Source organism: Sneathiella litorea (genome assembly GCF_009882915.1).
GTDB classification, from domain to species: Bacteria; Pseudomonadota; Alphaproteobacteria; order Sneathiellales; family Sneathiellaceae; genus Sneathiella; species Sneathiella litorea.
Map to the genome: position 1 here is coordinate 1,264,858 of NZ_WTUW01000001.1, position 17,830 is coordinate 1,282,687.

Annotated in this window: 16 protein-coding genes and 1 tRNA gene; 10 read left to right on the forward strand and 7 right to left on the reverse strand. The window is 50.2% G+C overall.

Translation table 11 applies throughout. From position 1 onward, the window contains the following. Nucleotides 1–7: 7 nt before the first annotated feature. Nucleotides 8–1,456, reverse strand: coding sequence for a flagellar hook-length control protein FliK (locus GQE98_RS06100; RefSeq protein WP_161314723.1), 1,449 nt, complete (start codon nucleotides 1,454–1,456; stop codon nucleotides 8–10). 552 nt (nucleotides 1,457–2,008) lie between these two features. On the opposite strand from GQE98_RS06100, the gene flgK reads away from it, so the two are divergent. From flgK to GQE98_RS06130, 6 genes are all read left to right on the forward strand, one after another. Beyond that, complete coding sequence (gene flgK / locus GQE98_RS06105) at nucleotides 2,009–4,105, forward strand: flagellar hook-associated protein FlgK (RefSeq protein WP_161314724.1); 2,097 nt, start codon at nucleotides 2,009–2,011, stop codon at nucleotides 4,103–4,105. A 10-nt stretch (nucleotides 4,106–4,115) separates the two neighbouring features. Beyond that, complete coding sequence (locus tag GQE98_RS06110) at nucleotides 4,116–5,078, forward strand: flagellin (RefSeq protein ID WP_161314725.1); 963 nt, start codon at nucleotides 4,116–4,118, stop codon at nucleotides 5,076–5,078. A gap of 60 nt (nucleotides 5,079–5,138) precedes the next feature. Further along, on the forward strand, nucleotides 5,139–6,284 hold the full coding sequence (gene mnmA, locus GQE98_RS06115) for a tRNA 2-thiouridine(34) synthase MnmA (RefSeq protein ID WP_161314831.1): 1,146 nt from the start codon (nucleotides 5,139–5,141) through the stop codon (nucleotides 6,282–6,284). Between the two features lie 105 nt (nucleotides 6,285–6,389). Continuing rightward, nucleotides 6,390–6,466: transfer RNA gene (locus tag GQE98_RS06120), tRNA-Met, on the forward strand. Between the two features lie 173 nt (nucleotides 6,467–6,639). After that, nucleotides 6,640–7,809 carry a thiolase domain-containing protein gene (locus tag GQE98_RS06125; RefSeq protein ID WP_161314726.1) on the forward strand — a complete coding sequence of 390 codons (1,170 nt, stop codon included), beginning with the start codon at nucleotides 6,640–6,642 and terminating at the stop codon, nucleotides 7,807–7,809. Between the two features lie 2 nt (nucleotides 7,810–7,811). Then, nucleotides 7,812–8,207: a Zn-ribbon domain-containing OB-fold protein gene (locus GQE98_RS06130; RefSeq protein WP_161314727.1), complete on the forward strand. Its 396-nt coding sequence runs from the start codon at nucleotides 7,812–7,814 to the stop codon at nucleotides 8,205–8,207. A gap of 163 nt (nucleotides 8,208–8,370) precedes the next feature. Here the strand turns inward: GQE98_RS06130 and GQE98_RS06135 are convergent, their stop codons facing one another. Then, nucleotides 8,371–8,685, reverse strand: coding sequence for a putative quinol monooxygenase (locus tag GQE98_RS06135; RefSeq protein ID WP_161314728.1), 315 nt, complete (start codon nucleotides 8,683–8,685; stop codon nucleotides 8,371–8,373). A gap of 118 nt (nucleotides 8,686–8,803) precedes the next feature. Between GQE98_RS06135 and GQE98_RS06140 the strand changes: the two genes are divergently transcribed. Next, nucleotides 8,804–9,139 (forward strand): hypothetical protein, encoded by a 336-nt coding sequence (locus GQE98_RS06140; protein WP_161314729.1) that lies wholly within the window; start codon nucleotides 8,804–8,806, stop codon nucleotides 9,137–9,139. Here GQE98_RS06140 and GQE98_RS06145 read toward each other — a convergent pair. The 5 genes from GQE98_RS06145 to GQE98_RS06165 all read right to left on the reverse strand — a co-directional run bounded on the left by GQE98_RS06145 (nucleotide 9,136) and on the right by GQE98_RS06165 (nucleotide 13,678). Next, nucleotides 9,136–9,660, reverse strand: a complete 525-nt coding sequence (locus tag GQE98_RS06145; protein WP_161314730.1) for a hypothetical protein — start codon at nucleotides 9,658–9,660, stop codon at nucleotides 9,136–9,138. The two genes, GQE98_RS06140 and GQE98_RS06145, sit on opposite strands and share 4 nt — an antisense overlap. 94 nt (nucleotides 9,661–9,754) lie before the next feature. Beyond that, nucleotides 9,755–10,342 carry a VOC family protein gene (locus GQE98_RS06150; protein WP_202526111.1) on the reverse strand — a complete coding sequence of 196 codons (588 nt, stop codon included), beginning with the start codon at nucleotides 10,340–10,342 and terminating at the stop codon, nucleotides 9,755–9,757. Next, on the reverse strand, nucleotides 10,329–11,537 hold the full coding sequence (locus tag GQE98_RS06155) for an MFS transporter (protein WP_202526112.1): 1,209 nt from the start codon (nucleotides 11,535–11,537) through the stop codon (nucleotides 10,329–10,331). The genes GQE98_RS06150 and GQE98_RS06155 overlap by 14 nt, the downstream gene beginning before the upstream one ends. Nucleotides 11,538–11,558: 21 nt before the next feature. Further along, nucleotides 11,559–13,112 carry a benzoate-CoA ligase family protein gene (locus GQE98_RS06160; protein ID WP_161314732.1) on the reverse strand — a complete coding sequence of 518 codons (1,554 nt, stop codon included), beginning with the start codon at nucleotides 13,110–13,112 and terminating at the stop codon, nucleotides 11,559–11,561. 104 nt (nucleotides 13,113–13,216) lie between these two features. Further along, nucleotides 13,217–13,678 (reverse strand): flavodoxin domain-containing protein, encoded by a 462-nt coding sequence (locus GQE98_RS06165; protein WP_161314733.1) that lies wholly within the window; start codon nucleotides 13,676–13,678, stop codon nucleotides 13,217–13,219. Between the two features lie 97 nt (nucleotides 13,679–13,775). On the opposite strand from GQE98_RS06165, the gene GQE98_RS06170 reads away from it, so the two are divergent. The 3 genes from GQE98_RS06170 to boxB all read left to right on the forward strand — a co-directional run bounded on the left by GQE98_RS06170 (nucleotide 13,776) and on the right by boxB (nucleotide 17,823). Continuing rightward, nucleotides 13,776–14,684: a helix-turn-helix transcriptional regulator gene (locus GQE98_RS06170; protein ID WP_161314734.1), complete on the forward strand. Its 909-nt coding sequence runs from the start codon at nucleotides 13,776–13,778 to the stop codon at nucleotides 14,682–14,684. A gap of 69 nt (nucleotides 14,685–14,753) precedes the next feature. Next, complete coding sequence (gene boxC, locus GQE98_RS06175) at nucleotides 14,754–16,397, forward strand: 2,3-epoxybenzoyl-CoA dihydrolase (protein WP_161314735.1); 1,644 nt, start codon at nucleotides 14,754–14,756, stop codon at nucleotides 16,395–16,397. Nucleotide 16,398: 1 nt separating this feature from the next. Continuing rightward, nucleotides 16,399–17,823, forward strand: a complete 1,425-nt coding sequence (boxB, locus tag GQE98_RS06180; RefSeq protein ID WP_161314736.1) for a benzoyl-CoA 2,3-epoxidase subunit BoxB — start codon at nucleotides 16,399–16,401, stop codon at nucleotides 17,821–17,823. Nucleotides 17,824–17,830 lie beyond the last annotated feature (7 nt).

A 17,830-nucleotide genomic window follows, 5' to 3' on the forward strand; every position in this document is an offset into this window, starting at 1 on the left:
CATTTGGCTAGACCTGTATATCCAGGTTGCTATCGCCGTTCCCGCCGGGAGGTGCCCGAAGTGGGAGCGGTGCCAAGTCATCGCCGTCTTTCAGTTCGTTCGTCGAAACGTCCAGGTTTGAGAAATTAGTGTCTTCCCCCTCACTTTCCTGCCCATTCTGGTTGAGGCTGAAGTTCAGGCTATTGGAGCCAGTGTCAAATCCGGCATCCTGTAAGGCGCGTTCCAGACTGCGCGCATCCCTCTGCAAGAGATCCAGTGTTTCCTGTTTATCAACCGAGACAACGGCGAGTACCCGGCCATCATGGCCGATATCAAGTTTAACTTCGACCCGGCCGAGTTCTGATGGATGCAGGCTGATCTTGATGCGGTCCTGCCCTTCCTTGATTGCGGCGCTGACCTGCGTTGATATTTGTTCCGCGACCGGTAAATGTCCCGCACGGGCGGCATTGGCGGTTTGGCTCATATTGTTTGATGCGGTTGCGTCGACGCCCTGAACAGAACCTGTCGGGGCCGTTGGTATGGTTTGGTTCGAGGAATCCAAAGAAATTCCTTGGGCGCCAACCGAAGGTGTGGGCGGCGCCTGGGAAATGGCACCATCCAAATCGCCGCCGGCGAAGGCGAGCGCGTTTGGAGTGGTTGCTCCTGTATTATTTGTCAGAGCAGCGGTGAAAAGATTAGTGCTGCTGGTAAGCGTTGTTTGAATATTCTGCTGTTGCTTCGTCGCTGTCAGGCTGATTTTACCATTGCCATCTTGCAGCATTTCCGCAATTTTCGAGGAAAGAATGTCTTTCTTGCTCATTTTCGAAGTTGCTTCCGCACGCAAGTTGGAAAGCACATCCGACGCGTCGAGTGCTGCCTTCGCATCGGACGGAGACATCGCAGGGGTCTTCTCATTGCTTGTCAACGTCGTCGCGCCAGCAGCGTTGGCTCCCGGTGATTTCTTGTTGCCCGTTTCCATCGCCGTTGCGGACTGAGAGGCAACCTGCGTCGATGTGGTTTCATCTTTCTTTAGAGAGCCTGTTGGCACATGAGTTGATGTGCCCGACAGGGCTTCTTGCACTGCCATTGCCGCAGCAGTTGAAAGGCCCGCGGACCCTGTCTTGCTATTAGCGGTATTCGAGGTTGCGTCGGATGAGGACGAAGTATGCAATGGCGCGGCCACCGGTGAAGAGGAGTTATCGTCGTTCTTTCCGCGCTCTGCCATTTCATTATCAGCTGCGTTTTCCGCTGTGGTAACTGCCGAGTTGCCTTTGTCGAACGTCGTTTCCCTATTTAAAGAGTCATCTGAACTGGCAGTCGACTGATCTGTGGGAGTACGCTCTTTTGCGGAGGCCTTCTCGCTTTCAGGGTTTTGTTCGTCCAGATAGCTTGCAAAATCCTCGCTGTCATTGCGATAACGTTCGCTCTCACGTCGTGCCGGTTCTGTTGCCGTCCCAAATACTTGCCCAACATCCATTGCATGTCTCTCATTCAAGATAAATGTATTGATCATTCAAATTCATTCGTCCCTATGTGAAGCAAACATCGGGCCAGTTTTTGAAAACATAAAAAACGCAATAAAAATAGATACTTAAATCCTGAAACCTTTGGCGGGTTAGGAAAAATAGTCCAGAAATCGCAGGTTCCGTCGGTTGTTGGAGGATAAAATTGCCGACTTCTAAAGATGGCAAGAAGCAATGGTCTGCTCGAGACGGCTCTCTTTTACTTATTGCCCGTTACTTCGGCGCTAATCGCCAGATTCTATTGATTTGGGTTTTTTTCCACATTCTGGAGAATGACTTGGCATTATATTTGCTTGTATAGGGGGCGAGAGCCCGATTTAGGGGCCAAACCGTTTATGCGGATAACAAGATAATATGGTAAAAAGTTATATAAAACAATCTATTAGGGTCTATTTTCTGAGCTTCCCGGAAATCGGGAAACGGCATCAGCCCGGTATGTTTTGCCAAGTGGCGGCTATTTTTTCCGGTGCGCCATCAAGTGTACCATTCGTTATGGAGCAAGTATCATGAGTCTGAATGCAATATTTAACTCCGGCGTAAGCGGTATGTTGGCACATCAATCCGCTATTAACGTGACATCGACGAACATTGCCAATGTTCAGACGGAGGGGTACTCGCGCAAGACAGTTGAATACAGCGCCCTAACTGTTAACGGTATTGGTACCGGGGTTGAGGTGTCCGAGGTTCGGCGGATTACGGATGAGTTTATTGCTAAGGAGCTGCGCCTTGCAACGGCTGGTTCTGAACAATATAAAGCAATGTCTGAGATCTATGGTCAGTTACAATCCCTGCTCGGGGATCCTGCGGCGAACAATTCTCTGACCGGAAAACTTGACAGTCTAAACTCTGCTTTTGCTGCCCTTACCATTGATCCGACATTGTCGGTTTCTCGAGCTGCAGCCCTCAATGAAATCACAAACTTTGGGATTGAGACAGACCGGCTGCTAAGCCAAATCCAGGACCTTCGCAAAGAGGCAGACAAACATGTCGCGGAAGAAGCGAATGTCGTTAATAACGCGATTTTGCGTATTCACGAACTGAATCTGGAAATCAGGTCAGCGACTCAAAGCAATCAGCCAACCGGCGAATTGCTTGATCTGCGGGATCAGGCATTAAGTGAAATTTCTAATGTCATGGATATTAAAACCTATCCGATGAACGATGGCGCAATTGCTGTCGTGACGGAAGCAGGGCAACAGCTTCTCGATTTCGAACCGCGACAACTTGTTTATTCGCCGGCGGCGATCGTCACGAGTGAGACAATATTCGACCAAGTGACGCTTAACGTCTATGACACGGCAACCAAAACCGTCGCTGATACGGGTCTTGCACTGGATCCTGAATTACAGAGCGGATCGCTCCGTGGTTGGCTTGATATGCGAAATACGGAGCTGCCAGATCTTGCGTCTCAGATCGGAGCGCTTGCATCAGGGGTGACAGAACAGTTCAACGCCGTGCATAACGAGAATATTGCAGTGCCTCCGCCTGCCACGATGACTGGTAACGCAACTGGAGTTCTGGCAACGGATGCTCATGGTTTTACGGGTCAGGCAACTTTCTACAGTTTTGACGCCAGCAACAATATAGCAGCTTCTTATACAGTCGATTTTGATAATCCGGGTACCGCGACGATGGCCGATGTGGTCGCTGAGGTAAATGGAAGCCTCGGTGCAGGAACTCTGAGTTTGACAGGCGGTGTTCTGACGATGTCCGCGCAAGGCGGAGCATCCGGTGTGGGCATCGGACAAGAGGCGGCCAGCCCTTCCGATCGAGGTGGGCGCGGCTTCTCACATTTTTTCGGAATGAATGATCTGATTACAACGAAGATTAACACAAACTATAACACCGGGTTGACCTCGGCAGATGCACATGGTTTTACGGGGACAACCTCGTTGGAGTTGATCGGGCCGAATGGTGAAGAGCCGATATCAATGGTTCTCGACTTTGGAGCCATCGGTGGAACGATGGCGGATGTCGTCATGGAGATCAACAGTAACCTGGGGTCTTATGCAACGGCATCGCTGGATGCAAACGGTGCGATAGTTATCTCCACCGCCACTGGATATCAAAATTACAATATCAATGTTCGCGCAGATTCATCTGATCGCAGCGGTACCGGAACAAGTTTCTCGGAAATGTTTGGGGTAGGCCTCAGGTATCCGGCGGATGCAGGGCTGGAGCTTGGTATTGTTTCTGACATTTCGGCAAATCCCCAGCTCTTGGCGACGGCCAAAATCGATGCGGCCGGAACACCGGCAGTGACCGTGGCGGACAATCGTGGCGCACTTGCTTTTCAGGAATTGGCGACACAGTCTTTTTCATTTAGCACCGTGGGCGGTTTAACCGGTTCGACTGTGTCTCTCGGCGATTATGCCGCCCAAATACTGGCGAAGTCCGGATTGGATGCTGCCCGGGCTGAAAGCCTGCAAAGTGATCGAGCCGCCTTGAGTACTGAATTTCACAATCGTCTGCAGGCAGTTTCTGGCGTCAACATGGACGAAGAGCTCGCCAATCTTATCGTATATCAGAATGCGTATAATGCTTCCGCGCAAATTATCACGACCGCGCGTGAAATGTATGACGTCCTGATCAATATCGTCTAGGAGAATTACCATGACACGCGTTTCAACATTTCAGCAAAGTCAGACGCTTATCAAAGAAATGATGGGGAGCCAGTATAAGCTTGCAGATGCGCAGCGACAGGTCACAACGGGTCATGTTGCGGAATACTATAAAGACATCCATATGGATGTCACAAATCTTGCTGGTGCAAAATCATTGCTTTCCCGTCTTGAACAGTATGAAGCGAATAACGGCAGGGTCATGAACAGGCTGGCACAATACGATCAGGCGCTGACTGGCATGGAGAGCGCGAGTGGAGATGTTCTATCCGCCGTGATGTCGACGATTAACTCTGGCACAACGCAAGGTCTGTATGCGACTATTGAAGGTGCTTTCGAAACAGTGACGAATTTTCTTAATAGCAAGAATACTGAAGGATATCTTTTTAGCGGCTCTAACAGTGATGTGCCGCCGGTAAATCTCACCTCGCTTAATGATCTGGCGGCAGCGGCGGAACCTCCGACGGATATTTTTGAGAACAATGACCTCAAGGCGACCGTGCGTATTGATGAGAACAGGACTTTGGAGGTCGGCGTTCTAGCCGATGAAATAGGGCTTGAGGTCATGACGTCCCTACAAAGATTGGCGCTTTGGGCGAATGGCGTTATACCCAGTACTGCGCCTGTTCCTACAGGGCCTTCCAACAGTTTTGCCTCGCCTATGTCTCCGGAGGATCAGGATTTTCTGATCGGTGAGATAGCAAGACTTGAAACAACGCTGGATAATCTCGCGGGTTTCCGGGGAGAAAACGGTCTCAATCAGAAGACCATGGAGGATACTATGGAGTCCCTGACCCTCCAGGTTGACCAGACAAAAGTATTTGTCAGTAATATTGAAGATGTCGATGCAGCTGAGGCGATCACTAATCTTAACCAACGGGAGCTTGCTCTCGAAACCTCATACAGCGTATTGAGCACAATCAATCGCATGAGTTTGTTGAACTTCCTATCATAATCAGCGGCTTTACAGCGGGATGTGCTTGCATATTAGAAAGCGCGCTCTATATTGCCCGCCATGAATTCACTAGGGTTTGATACAGCGCCGGAAGATACCCGCATCGTCGTTGCCATGTCCGGCGGCGTCGATAGCTCCGTCACGGCTGCGCTGCTGAAGGACCAGGGCTATGATGTCGTCGGTATCACGTTGCAGCTTTATGATCATGGGGCGGCGGTGCAGAAAAAGGGTGCCTGCTGCGCTGGTCAGGATATTCATGATGCGCGTCGCGTGGCGGAAGCGATCGGTATCCCTCACTATGTTCTAGATTACGAAAGCCGGTTTCAGGATAGCGTCATGGATGAATTCGCCGATAGCTACTTGCGCGGTGAGACGCCTGTACCTTGCGTGCGGTGTAACCAAACGGTGAAATTTCGTGATCTGCTGGAAACGGCTAAAGACCTCGGTGCGGCGGCGCTGGCTACAGGCCATTATCTTCGCCGGACAGAAAATGCCGGAAATGCACAGCTTTTCCGAGGTCGCAATGCGATCAAGGATCAGAGCTATTTTCTATTCGCAACCACTCAGGAACAGGCAAATTATTTACGATTTCCTCTAGGCGATCTGACGAAAGAACAGACACGTGCGCTTGCCGATAAGTATAATCTGGCTGTCGCAGCGAAGCCGGAAAGCCAGGACATCTGCTTTGTTCCTAACGGTAATTACGCGAAGGTTATTGAACGAATGCGGCCAGGATCTGCTGTTTCAGGTGATATTGTCGATCTGGATGGCAACCTACTTGGACAGCATACAGGGATCATCAATTATACAATCGGTCAACGCCGCGGTCTTGGCGTCGCAACAGGGACTCCGCTTTATGTCGTGCGCATCGATCCCGATCAAAATCGTGTGATCGTAGGGCCTCCGGAAGCTTTGCTTGTCTCTCGGCTTACTTTGCGGGAAATGAACTGGATTGGAGATAACCCGTTGGATGAGAAGGGGACACCGGTGATGGTTAAGGTTCGCTCGACACAGGAGCCAATGGCGGCGACTGTTTTTGGGGCGCCGGGAGGCTGGGCAGAAGTTCATTTGGCAGAAGCTGAGCCGGGTGTTTCTGCCGGTCAGGCTTGCGTTATGTATGACGAAGAACGGCTCCTTGGCGGAGGGTGGATTGCCGGGACTGAGGCGCCGGTTAAAATTGCTGGCATTCAGCACCAGTTGGCCTGATTATTGTTATTTCCTTGCTTGACAGGGCATTGTAAAAACCCTAAAAACCGGGCTTCAAAGCGCCTGTCGCTTGCCTGATCCTGTCGGGCTAGGCAGATGCTCTTTGGCTCCTTAGCTCAGTTGGTTAGAGCGGTGGAATCATAATCCATGTGTCCCCAGTTCGAGTCTGGGAGGAGCCACCAATTAAAAAGCCGGAGTTGAGACGATGTCTCCTCCGGCTTTTTTTGTTGCAATGCGGTGTCGTTCTCTTGTTCATCGGATTATATCGTTGAATGTCCGATAGGGCTTTGCTAGGTTTGCCGCTCTGAACCTGCCATATAGGCATGGATGAATAAAAACAAAGGTAACTTATTTCATGACCATAAAAGGGAAGGCCTATATCGTTGGTGCATATGAGCATCCGACGCGTAAGGCCGTCGATAAATCACTCGCACAACTCCACGCAGAAGTCGCCAAAGGCGCGTTGGACGATGCCGGCCTCACAAAGGACGATGTTGATGGCTATTTTTGTGCCGGAGATGCCCCGGGACTAGGCGGGCTTTCTATGATTGACTATATGGGCCTGAAATTGCGCCATATAGACACCACGGAAACCGGTGGATCTTCATATGTCATTCATGTTGCCCATGCGGCGCAGGCGATTGCTGAAGGCAAGTGCAAGGTTGCGTTGATCACACTTGCAGGTAAACCTCGCTCTTCCGGTGAAGCGACCGGCACCAAGCCGCGTAATTATGGAACCGACTCCCCCGATGTCGCGTTTGAGTTGCCCTTTGCGCCAACAATTGTCAATAACTATGCAATGTGTGCCCGGCGGCATATGTATGAATTCGGGACAACAAGTGAGCAGCTTGCCTGGATCAAGGTCGCGGCATCTCATCATGCGCAGCATAATCCTAATGCAATGCTGCGAAAGGTGGTAACGGTAGAAGAGGTTGTAAACTCCCCGATGATAGCCGATCCGCTGCATCGCCTCGATTGCTGCGTGATCAGTGATGGTGGCGGGGCTCTTGTTGTGGTCGCACCGGAAGTGGCGGCCGAACTCAATCGGCCAAAGGTGCGGATTATTGGTGCGGGAGAAGCGCCCAAACATCAGATGGGCGGACGTGTCAATCTAACCTATTCCGCAGGAGCATTTTCGGGGCCAGCAGCATTTGAAGAAGCAGGCGTCAAGCCTTCTGATATTAAATACGCTTCAATTTATGACAGCTTTACCGTAACGGTATTGATTCAGCTTGAGGATCTTGGCTTTTGTGCCAAGGGAGATGGCGGTAAGTTTGTCGCCGATGGCAACCTTATTTCCGGCGTTGGAAAGCTTCCCTTCAATACAGATGGCGGGGGACTCTGTAACAACCATCCCGGCAACCGCGGAGGCATGACGAAAGTGATTGAAGCCGTACGGCAACTTCGCGGAGAAGCGCATCCCGCAGTCCAAGTCGCAAACTGTGACCTGGCGGTTGCTCATGGAACGGGTGGATCGCTTGGAACCAGGCATGCCGCCGGCACCTTAATCTTGGAAAGGGTATAACAATGACAGAACAAAGAACCATACCCGCCCCGCATATCGAAGAGGAAACACGTCCGTTTTGGGAAGGTGTTCGTGAGGGCAAACTATTAGTTAAATATTGCCGGAGTTGTGAGGCTCCGCATTATTATCCTCGGTCCATTTGTCCCCATTGCGGGAGTGATGACACCTTCTTCAAGGAAAGCGATGGCCGGGGGCATATCTATTCTTTTAGTGTGTTTCATGCTGCGCCTATCCCTTATGCAATTGCTTATGTCACGTTGGCGGACACAGATATTTCCATGATGACAAATATTGTTAATTGCGATTTTGATTCATTGGCGATTGGTCAGGAAGTTAAGGTTTTCTTTGCAGAAACCGAAGGTGACGGACCACCTATGCCGATGTTCGAGCCTGCCTGATCTGGCGAAAATAGTACAATAGTACAAGATCATTTTTTCTATTAGGTCGTTGATGGCTCCGTTTTTCTTGTGAAAGCGGAGCCTCTTCTCGACAGTCCTCGGGAAAAGTGCGGCCTGCATCGCCGTTGCTATGTTTTCCAGACGACGTTGCAGGCTCAATTACTTAAGCGGACTTCAGAATATGGATTGTCCGGCTATCCAGCATATCCTTCGTTTTTGCGCCATATGCTTTCATATGATCAGACTTGGCATGAGCCATTAACGCGTCCATGCTTTCCCATTTCTCAATAACAGCGAAGCTATTCTCCCCAAGTTCTGCTTGAAACCCGCCGACACCATCCATGTCGATGACAGCGTTATACTCGATGCAGCCTTCTTCCGCGTGAACTGCAGGAACATTGGCTTTGAACGCGGCGAGAACATCGGCCCGCTTGCCCGGTTTCGTGGTGATCATGGCGATGACATTAACTGGTTGCATGTTTTTTCCTTTTTTATGATTGTTGCATTCCGATGAATTCTACAGCATAGCTTAGGGCGAAAGCCACGATAAATCGCAGGACAATTAGCCCAAACTACTTAATTGGAGATCGGCAGTAATGATAAAAGGAAAATCGATTGTATTAACGCTGGCAATATTCGCCATGCTGCTGCCAATTGAAGTAAAAGCGGAAATCTGGGGCGGAACGGGATGTGCCGGAGTTGTTGAGAATGAGCTTGAAAAGTTGGACATTGATGAATTGGGTGCCACGCGGGTTACCTATATTGTGTCCAATCGTGGTTCTGTTGCTTCGGATGGACTGGAAGAATTAAATGGATGGGTTAGCTTTGAAAAATGCAGTGGCAACCTGACCGTTCAGCTGTCTGACAGTTGTGCTGTGACGATGATGTACACAAGCGGGGAGTGCCGCATCCCCGGTATTGCGCATTATTAGTCAATAGACTGTGAATGGCAGGTATTTCCGGTGAGTTGCCGTATTTTGATCTGGTGGGTGAAATTGGCGCCATCACTTAAGGTAACGGATTCAAATCCAAGCAAGGTCAGCAAATCCAGAAAGGTCAGGTTTTCAGGCGCGCCGCTCTCTTCGAAAATAGGTGTTGTCCTGGCGCTGTTGGTAAGGTCGGCAAGCAGAGCGCGTACCCGGTAGATAGTTTCCAGATAACCATCTGTTTTGGCAATTATGATCAACTTTGCTGAATCACTACCTTTTGCAAATACAGCGTAAGCAGAATCATACGCTTTGTTGGACATACCTTCCTTTACACCGATAACAAAGCCGACACGTCGCCGTTTGTCCATCTCTGCAAGGGGTTGGATACGGGTGCAATATATTTCTATGTTCTCTGGAGCAGGATAGTAATAACCAATATAGCGATCTTCTGCTGCTGGCAAAGGTTGAACCATGACAAACATCCAACCCAAAAATACTATCCAGCCAATTTTATTGCGCAGCATTAAAAATCCCCCAAGGACCAGCTTATTAAAAGCGGACAGGTTATTTTTAATCCATACCCGTAGACAACCTTAAAAGCTCCTGCGGGGTAATGTTTTAAGCGGCGCGATGGGCTTCGTTCCATTCGTGCAACAACTTTTTCGCTTCGGCCGCAGCAGTTTCAGGGGGCGGCGTTTTTTCTGGAATTTTAGCCGTTAACTCGATCACGTATCCATTTGGATCGCGGAAGTAAATGGAATGAATAGACTTGTGGTCTGATATCCCGCGGGTCTCAATGCCCATTTTCTTGCCTTTCGCGAACATTTTATGGAGATTGTCCATATCTACTTCTAATGCAATGTGAAGATCGTAATCATGCTGGTCCTTGAATTCGAACTCTTGGTCGGGAGCTTCAAAAAAGGCGAGGAAGGAACCGTCATCCATACGGTAAAAGGTATGCAATACGTCTGTTGTACGACCTGTTTTAGATTCACTGATCGACAACGCATCAGCCAACGGTAAACCTAAAAATTCCTCATAGAACTTACGTGTTTCTTCAGAATTTCGGCATCTATAAGCGTTGTGGTGAAGTCCTTTGATCATCATAATCCCCTGTATGCTGGTGCGCCAGTTTGCAACCAAATATTTGGCGCTCGCCTTAGTAAAATCAACCCTGCGAAAGCCTGTAATATCATCGACGCCCATTTGCCAAAGAGGCTGATTCTGGAAGAGCGCGGAGCTTAATCATGGCGATAACGCCAAGCAGGGGACCGATTGCGAGCGCGGCAAAAGCATAACGCCAGCTTACGGTCTCGACGAATAACGGCACTAAGTGAATCGTTGCCAGGCTGATCAGAAAGCCGATAGACGTTTGAATTGTCAACATTGTACCGATCATATTTCTGGGACTGAGTTCTATAACGCAGGTGGAGAATTGCGCGGAGTCGGCGACAATGGAAATACCCCAAATCAGACAGATAATAATTAAAAGTAGGGGGGAGCCACCAAACATGAACCCGACAGTAACGGCGCATGTTCCACTTACCGCCATGGCAAGGATTGTGATTGTTGTTCGGCCAACCCGGTCTGCGGCAATGCCTGCGATCAGACTCCCAACCCCGCCAACAGCAATCGTGGCAAAAGTACCAAGGCTGGCATAGAACTGGCCATTTTCGAGTTCATTTATCCGGAAACTTTCAAACAGGAACAGTCCGATCCAGGCCCACATGGCATATAGCTCCCACATATGGCCAAAATAGCCAAAATTAGCCAATCTCAGAGATTTATTCTGCCAGGCGTAAAAGGCGAGGGAGGGGTCGAATGGCGGCGCTTTCGGCATATCGCTGCCAAGGGAAACAAGAGGAATTAGGCCACAGGCGCCAATTGCAAGAAGGCTGCTGGCGATCAGGGTAAGCTTCCAGTCAATCCCACTCGTATCCAGAAGATTCAGGATATGAGGAAAAGCGCTTCCAATTGTGAGGGCGCCAACCAATAACCCGACGAGAAGTCCTGTATCCCGTATCGCCCAGGTCGAGACCATCTTCATGCCTAGCGGGTAAATTCCTGCCATACAGACGCCGGTGATAAACCGCATGAAGATGACAGAGAATGAGGTCGGATCCAAAAGAGTAATTAAAGCGTTGGCAAGAGCGGCAATCAGAGTCGCTGTCGCGAAGAAGAGCTTTGGAGGTATACGATCAGCCAGGCTGAAAATTGCGCTTATTAATGTTCCGACAACAAAGCCGATTGCAACAGCACTAGAGAAAAAAGAAGCCTGCAGACCGCTCAGACCAAACTCCGCTTTCAGGGCAGGGATTACCGCTGTCGCGGAGAACCAGAGGGAAAGCGCCATCACCTGACAAATGGCGAGCAAAATCACAGAGCGCCATTTTTTCGTCAAATACCCGCTTATCATAATAGGTTAAACGGAGTCGCGTAATTTGAAGCGTTGAATTTTACCGGTAGACGTTTTCGGAAGTTCATCAACGAACTCAATCCATCTAGGATATTTGAAGGCAGCCAATCGTTCTTTAACAAACTGTTTTAACTCCTCGGCCAGAATTTCATGGTCAATATCGGCCTGTTTCGCAACAATGATTGCTTTTGGTTTAACGAGCTGATCAGAATCCTCTTTGCCGACAACCGCGGCTTCCAGAACGGCTTCATGTTCAATAAGGGCTGCTTCTACCTCAAAGGGGGAGACATATATCCCGCCGACCTTGAGCATATCATCTGTCCGTCCACAATAGATATAATAACCTTCCTCATCCTGATAGTATTTATCGCCCGCCCTGGTCCAGGGACCCTGAAATGTTTCAAGACTTTTATCCCGTTGATTCCAATACATGACGGCACTGGACGGGCCGGAGATTTCCAAGGCGCCCATCTCACCCCGGGGGACTGGAAGGCCATCATCTCCTTGAAGACGGATTTTGTATCCTGTGACAGGCTTGCCTGTGGACCCGGGTCGGACATCCCCCGGTCGGTTGGAAAGAAATATATGCAGCATTTCGGTGCTGCCAATCCCGTCCAGAATATCGATACCCATTTGTTTCTGCCATCGAGTTAGCAGATCGGCAGGCAGCGCCTCTCCTGCTGAAACGCAGAAACGTAAATTGTGCTCCCCATTTTTCGGCAAAAGCCCGCTTGCCAAAAGCATTGCGAACAAGGTAGGCACACCGTAAAAAATAGTCGGAGCCTGTTCATGCAGGATATCACAAACAGTTTCCGGTGTTGGGGGACCTTCCAGTAGAATGGCTGTCGCCCCGACCGAAAAAGGGAACGTCAGGCCATTGCCAAGGCCATATGCGAAAAAGAGTTTGGCCGCGGAGAACATAATATCATCCTCGCGGATGCCAGTGGTTTCCTTTGCGTATAACTCGGCCGTCGCGCTCAGGTTTCCATGCAGATGCACAGTTCCCTTGGGCATACCAGTGGTGCCGGAGGTGTAGAGCCAAAAGCACATATCATCACGAGTAGTTTGTACTGCTGAAAACTCCGGGCTCTGTGCTTTCACGAGGTCAGAGAGACTTTTATGTTCGCCGGTATTTGAGCCTGAGACAATAATGGACTTAAGGGCCGGGTAGGATTCCAAATGACTTTCGAATGGCGCTAGCAGGTCATCGGAAACAATAAGTGCCACGGCCCGGCTATCCTTCAGGATAAAAGCATAGTCGGTCTCAGTGAAGCGGGTGTTAACCGGTACGGGAATAATGCCTGCTTTGATCGCTCCTAAAAAACAAACCGGAAAATCAATTGTATCATTTAGGCAGAGAATGATGCGTTGTTCCTGTTGAACACCGACTTCCTTTAGAGCATTGGCAAATCGATTGATATTGTCACTTAGGGCTTGATAACTGTGCGAGCCTGATTTGTCGATGACAGCGGTTTTTTGCCCGCGGCCCTCCGTTATGTTGTGGTCGATAAGATCAACGGTCGCATTAAAAAACTCCCCCATATCGGTATTGTTGGCCATTTCATCCCTCCCCAAGATCAAAAGCGCTTCCCGTTTTGTTATGTGCGCTTCCCCAGCTTATCGTCACCCTGATATCAACGGCAAGTGGATCTAGTTAATTAGCTCTATGCCGCTCTAAGTTTCTCGAGCCATTCCTCTGCCCATTCTGCGGCCTGATCCTCTGGCAGTTCACCCGTGGAGGCATCATGGCGGATAATATCACCAACACGTGTAGCGCCGTATTTCTGAAAGGCTGCGTCGAATAGGTTGCCAGCATTACAGAAAGTTTGATCGTAGGTCAGATCTCCAAGTGCAAAGACACCGTACTTGATACCTGAAAGATCTGGTGATGCTAAGGAAAGGTTATTAATGAAGGCCTGACCATTGTCCGGTATGTCTCCCTGCCCGTAGGTCGATGTGCAGATAATATAGGCTGCGCCGTTCTTGAGAATATCGGCACCCAGGTCATCCATTAACAGGATTTCCGCCTCTTCTCCCTTAGCCGACAAAGCATCTGCTATTTCCTCGGCGACTAGCTCGGCTGTTCCGGTCATGGTGCTGACAAGAATTTTAATTTGATCGACCAAAGCTGATATTCTCCAACAAAGAGCTACTCAAATGACGCAATAGGAAATATAATGCAGTCTGTCCAGTTGATAATGATCAATTGCTAGTGAGTGATGAATGAGCAAGGCGACATTTGACGATGGGCGGCGAGAAGACGACGAGGCAAAATACTTTCTCTTTGCTCTTGGTGCCAATGTTCGCGCGTTGCGATCGCAGCGGGGTATGACCCGTAAGATCCTTGCGCATGATTCGGGCGTGTCGGAGCGTTACCTCGCCAAGCTGGAAGCAGGCGAGGGGAATGCCTCGGTACAGATATTGCGGCAGATCGCAGCGGCTATGGATACAACCCTCGTCGAATTGGTGTCGAGCGGAGACGAGTTGAGTCCTGAAATGCAGGATCTTTATCGGCTTGGACGGCGCCTGCCGCCAGATCAGCTTGGGGCAGCCATTAGCGTTATTAAGGAACGCCTGATCAAGCCTGATGAGGCGGCAAAAGGCCGTCGTATATCGCTGGTTGGCCTTCGTGGGGCAGGAAAGTCAACCCTTGGCCCCCTCCTTGCCGAAAGATTAGGGTTCCAGTTTGTTGAGCTCAACGAGGTCATTGAAAAGGAATATGGGGCAAGCCTGGGCGAGATATTCTCGCTGGCTGGCCAGCCATCATTTCGCAGGTGGGAGCGGCGATGCTTCACCGATATCGTAACTAAACAGGATGAGGTGGTTATCGCGACGGGGGGAAGTATCGTTGTCGACGAAAAGACACTTTCGTTGTTGCTTGGCAGGACGCATGCGATTTGGCTGCAGGCTAAACCTGAAGAGCATATGGCGCGGGTTGTGGCGCAAGGGGATATGCGTCCCATTGCGAATAGTCGTGAGGCCATGTCTGATCTCAGGCAAATTCTCGCGGCGCGGACGCCCCTTTATCGCCGCGCGAATGCGAGTTGCGATACCTCAGGTAAGAAAGTTAAAGAAAGCCTTCGGGATCTGGAGCTGATTGCGTCCAGTTTGCTCTCGGAAGATATGCAGTAAATTGCTTGACATGCACTAAAGTGCATTTAAATTACTTATATCTTCATTAATTCCCCGGATTGCGGCCCGATGATCACGTTTGACAGGCTTCCTGATAACTATAGACACTGGCAGCTTTCTGTTGAGGGAGATGTCGCTACCCTTACTCTTGCTGTCGATGAAGATGGGGGCCTGAAGCCCGGGTATCAGCTTAAGCTCAATTCCTATGATCTGGGGGTTGATATTGAACTCAATGATGCCCTGCAACGCATCCGTTTTGAGCATCCCACCGTGCGCACGGTTATAATTACAAGCGCACTGGAAAAGATGTTCTGCTCCGGCGCGAATATTTATATGCTGGGCACCTCTTCCCATGGCTGGAAAGTGAACTTCTGCAAGTTCACCAATGAAACGCGTAATGGTATTGAGGATTCGAGCCGATACTCAGGAATAAAATTTCTGGCAGCTTGCAATGGCACAACTGCTGGTGGCGGATACGAGCTTGCTCTGGCGTGTGATGAAATATTTCTTGTTGATGATCGCTCCAGTGCCGTCAGTCTGCCTGAAGTGCCGCTTCTAGGTGTGTTGCCGGGAACCGGTGGCCTCACCCGCCTTATAGATAAGCGCAAAGTCCGGCATGACCTAGCCGATGTGTTTTGCACAAATCCGGATGGCGTTCGTGGCCAGCGTGCAAAAGACTGGCGGTTGGTGGATGAAGTGGCGCCGCGGAACAATTTTGAAGAAAAGGTGAAATTGCGCGCAAAAGAGCTCGCCGCGAGCAGTCTGCGGCCCGAGCAGGCATCAGGTATAAAACTGACACCGCTTGATCGCCAGATTGACAGTGCTGGCTATCATTATCGGTATGTCGATGCAGCGCTGGATGAGGCCGCAGGTGTTGTGACTATTACAGTTACTTCCCCGAAAGCTCAGTTGCCCGAGACACTCCCTGATATTCATGCGGCAGGCGCTGACTGGTGGCCCCTTGCTATGGCGCGGGAGCTTGAGGATGCTATCCTTATGCTACGTACGAATAATGAGGAAGTCGGTACCTTCCTCTTGAAAACGAGCGGTGACATCGAGAAAGTGCTGAAAGTTGATGCTTTTCTCGTGGAGTATCAGGAGGATTGGTTCGTTCGGGAGGTTGTGGGAATGCTACGCCGAACCCTGGCGCGCCTCGATGTATCCTCCCGCAGCCTGTTTGCTCTCATTGAAGAAGGATCCTGCTTTGCAGGCACTTTATATGAGCTCGCCCTCGCTGCTGATCGCGTCTATATGCTGGATATTGCAGAAGACGACGGTACTCCACCACACATTGCGTTGAGCGAGATGAACTTCGGTGCTTATGAAGCCGTGAATGGTAAAGCAAGGCTCGCACATCGATTTTATGGAGAAGAGAACGTCCTCAAGGCTTTAAAGCTGCAAATGGGCGTGCAATTCAATGCAGCAGAGGCCGAGGAAAAAGGCCTCGTGACCTTCATCCCGGATGATATTGATTGGGATGAGGAAATCCGTCTCCTGATTGAAGAAAGGGCGAGCCTGTCACCCGATGCGCTAACTGGTCTGGAAGCAAATTTGCGGTTTGGCGGCGGGGAAACTATGGCAACGAAAATATTCGGACGGCTATCGGCCTGGCAGAACTGGATATTCTATCGGCCCAACGCTATCGGCGAAAAAGGTGCGCTTAAATTATTTGGTAGTGGGACCAAAGCGGAATTTGACAAGAGGAGAGTTTAGTATGGCGATTAATTATCAAGAGCGTATCCCGAATAACGTTGATCTTGGTAATGACCGCCGTTTGCAACGAGCGCTGGAGCATTGGCAGCCGCGCTTTATTGACTGGTGGCAGGAACTGGGGCCAGAAGGGTTCCAGATGAGGGATGTGTATCTTCGTACAGCGACCTCAGTTGATGCGAAAGGTTGGGCGACGTTCGGCGCGGTGAAGATGCCAGATTATCGCTGGGGTATATTTCTCGCTGATCAGGAAAAGGATCGCACCATCGGTTTCGGCGATGATTTTGGCAAGCCTGTATGGCAGCAGGTGCCGGGTGAGCATCGCTCGACCCTTCGTCGATTGATCGTGACTCAAGGTGATACGGAGCCAGCCTCGGTCGAGCAGCAACGTCTTCTCGGGAAGACCTGTCCGTCGCTCTTTGATTTACGCAACCTTTTTCAGGTGAACGTGGAGGAAGGGCGGCATCTTTGGGCTATGGTGTATCTGCTGCATGCCTATTTCGGTCGCGACGGACGTGAGGAGGCGGAAGATCTCTTGATGCGCCATTCGGGTAGTGAGGATAACCCGCGCATTCTGGGCACGTTCAACGAGCCGATCAGCGAATGGCTTTCCTTCTTTATGTTTACATATTTTACGGACCGGGATGGCAAGTATCAACTGAAAAGCTTAGCCGAATCATCCTTTGACCCTCTCGCGCGAACCTGCCAGTTCATGCTGACCGAAGAGGCGCATCATATGTATGTCGGTGAAACCGGGATCACCCGAATCATCAAGCGCACGTTGGCCAAAATGGCGGAACTCAAGACTGATGACCCGGCCGTTTTGCGAAAGGCGGGGGTTATTGACCTTCCAACTTTGCAGCGTTTCGTGAATTTCTGGTTCTCTTCCTGCATGGATCTATTCGGCGCGGAGGTATCCTCCAATGCCGCAATTACCTTTGCGACCGGCGTTAAAGGGCGCCCGGATGAGCGCGTATTTGAGGATCATGTTGAGCGGGATACTGTTATGGAGATTGAGATGCCTGATGACGCCGGTGATATCCGTTTGGGTGAGATTACTGTTCGCAGTGGTATTAATGAACAAGTCCGGACCGCCTATATCAAGGACTGCATGGTTGGGGTAATCCGTTGGAACCGTCTGATAAAGAAAGCCGGCTTTGAGTTTACAATTGAATTACCATCGAGCCGGTTTCGTCGGCAAATCGGATTTTGGGCGAATATTGTAACGGATCCGAAAGGCGAATTTATTTCGGCTGAGGAGTTTAATCGCCGTCATGACGAGTTTCTGCCCTCAGAAAGCGACCGTGCCTATATCCATAGTCTGATGCAACAGGTTGTTGAGCCGGGCAAGATGGCAGGCTGGATAGCTGCACCAGACCGTGGCATTAACAATATGCCTACGGATTATGAGTATGTGCATATGAGTTAAGAGAATG

Coding starts and splice junctions, on each gene's coding strand:
- GQE98_RS06110 (WP_161314725.1), top strand. CDS start 4,116: ATGACACGCGTTTCAACATTTCAGCAAAGTCAGACGCTTATCAAAGAA.
- GQE98_RS06160 (WP_161314732.1), bottom strand. CDS start 13,112: ATGGCCAACAATACCGATATGGGGGAGTTTTTTAATGCGACCGTTGAT.
- boxC (WP_161314735.1), top strand. CDS start 14,754: ATGATCACGTTTGACAGGCTTCCTGATAACTATAGACACTGGCAGCTT.
- GQE98_RS06125 (WP_161314726.1), top strand. CDS start 6,640: ATGACCATAAAAGGGAAGGCCTATATCGTTGGTGCATATGAGCATCCG.
- GQE98_RS06100 (WP_161314723.1), bottom strand. CDS start 1,456: ATGGATGTTGGGCAAGTATTTGGGACGGCAACAGAACCGGCACGACGT.
- GQE98_RS06135 (WP_161314728.1), bottom strand. CDS start 8,685: ATGCAACCAGTTAATGTCATCGCCATGATCACCACGAAACCGGGCAAG.
- flgK (WP_161314724.1), top strand. CDS start 2,009: ATGAGTCTGAATGCAATATTTAACTCCGGCGTAAGCGGTATGTTGGCA.
- GQE98_RS06145 (WP_161314730.1), bottom strand. CDS start 9,660: ATGCTGCGCAATAAAATTGGCTGGATAGTATTTTTGGGTTGGATGTTT.
- GQE98_RS06150 (WP_202526111.1), bottom strand. CDS start 10,342: ATGGGCGTCGATGATATTACAGGCTTTCGCAGGGTTGATTTTACTAAG.
- GQE98_RS06170 (WP_161314734.1), top strand. CDS start 13,776: ATGAGCAAGGCGACATTTGACGATGGGCGGCGAGAAGACGACGAGGCA.
- mnmA (WP_161314831.1), top strand. CDS start 5,139: ATGAATTCACTAGGGTTTGATACAGCGCCGGAAGATACCCGCATCGTC.
- GQE98_RS06130 (WP_161314727.1), top strand. CDS start 7,812: ATGACAGAACAAAGAACCATACCCGCCCCGCATATCGAAGAGGAAACA.
- GQE98_RS06140 (WP_161314729.1), top strand. CDS start 8,804: ATGATAAAAGGAAAATCGATTGTATTAACGCTGGCAATATTCGCCATG.
- boxB (WP_161314736.1), top strand. CDS start 16,399: ATGGCGATTAATTATCAAGAGCGTATCCCGAATAACGTTGATCTTGGT.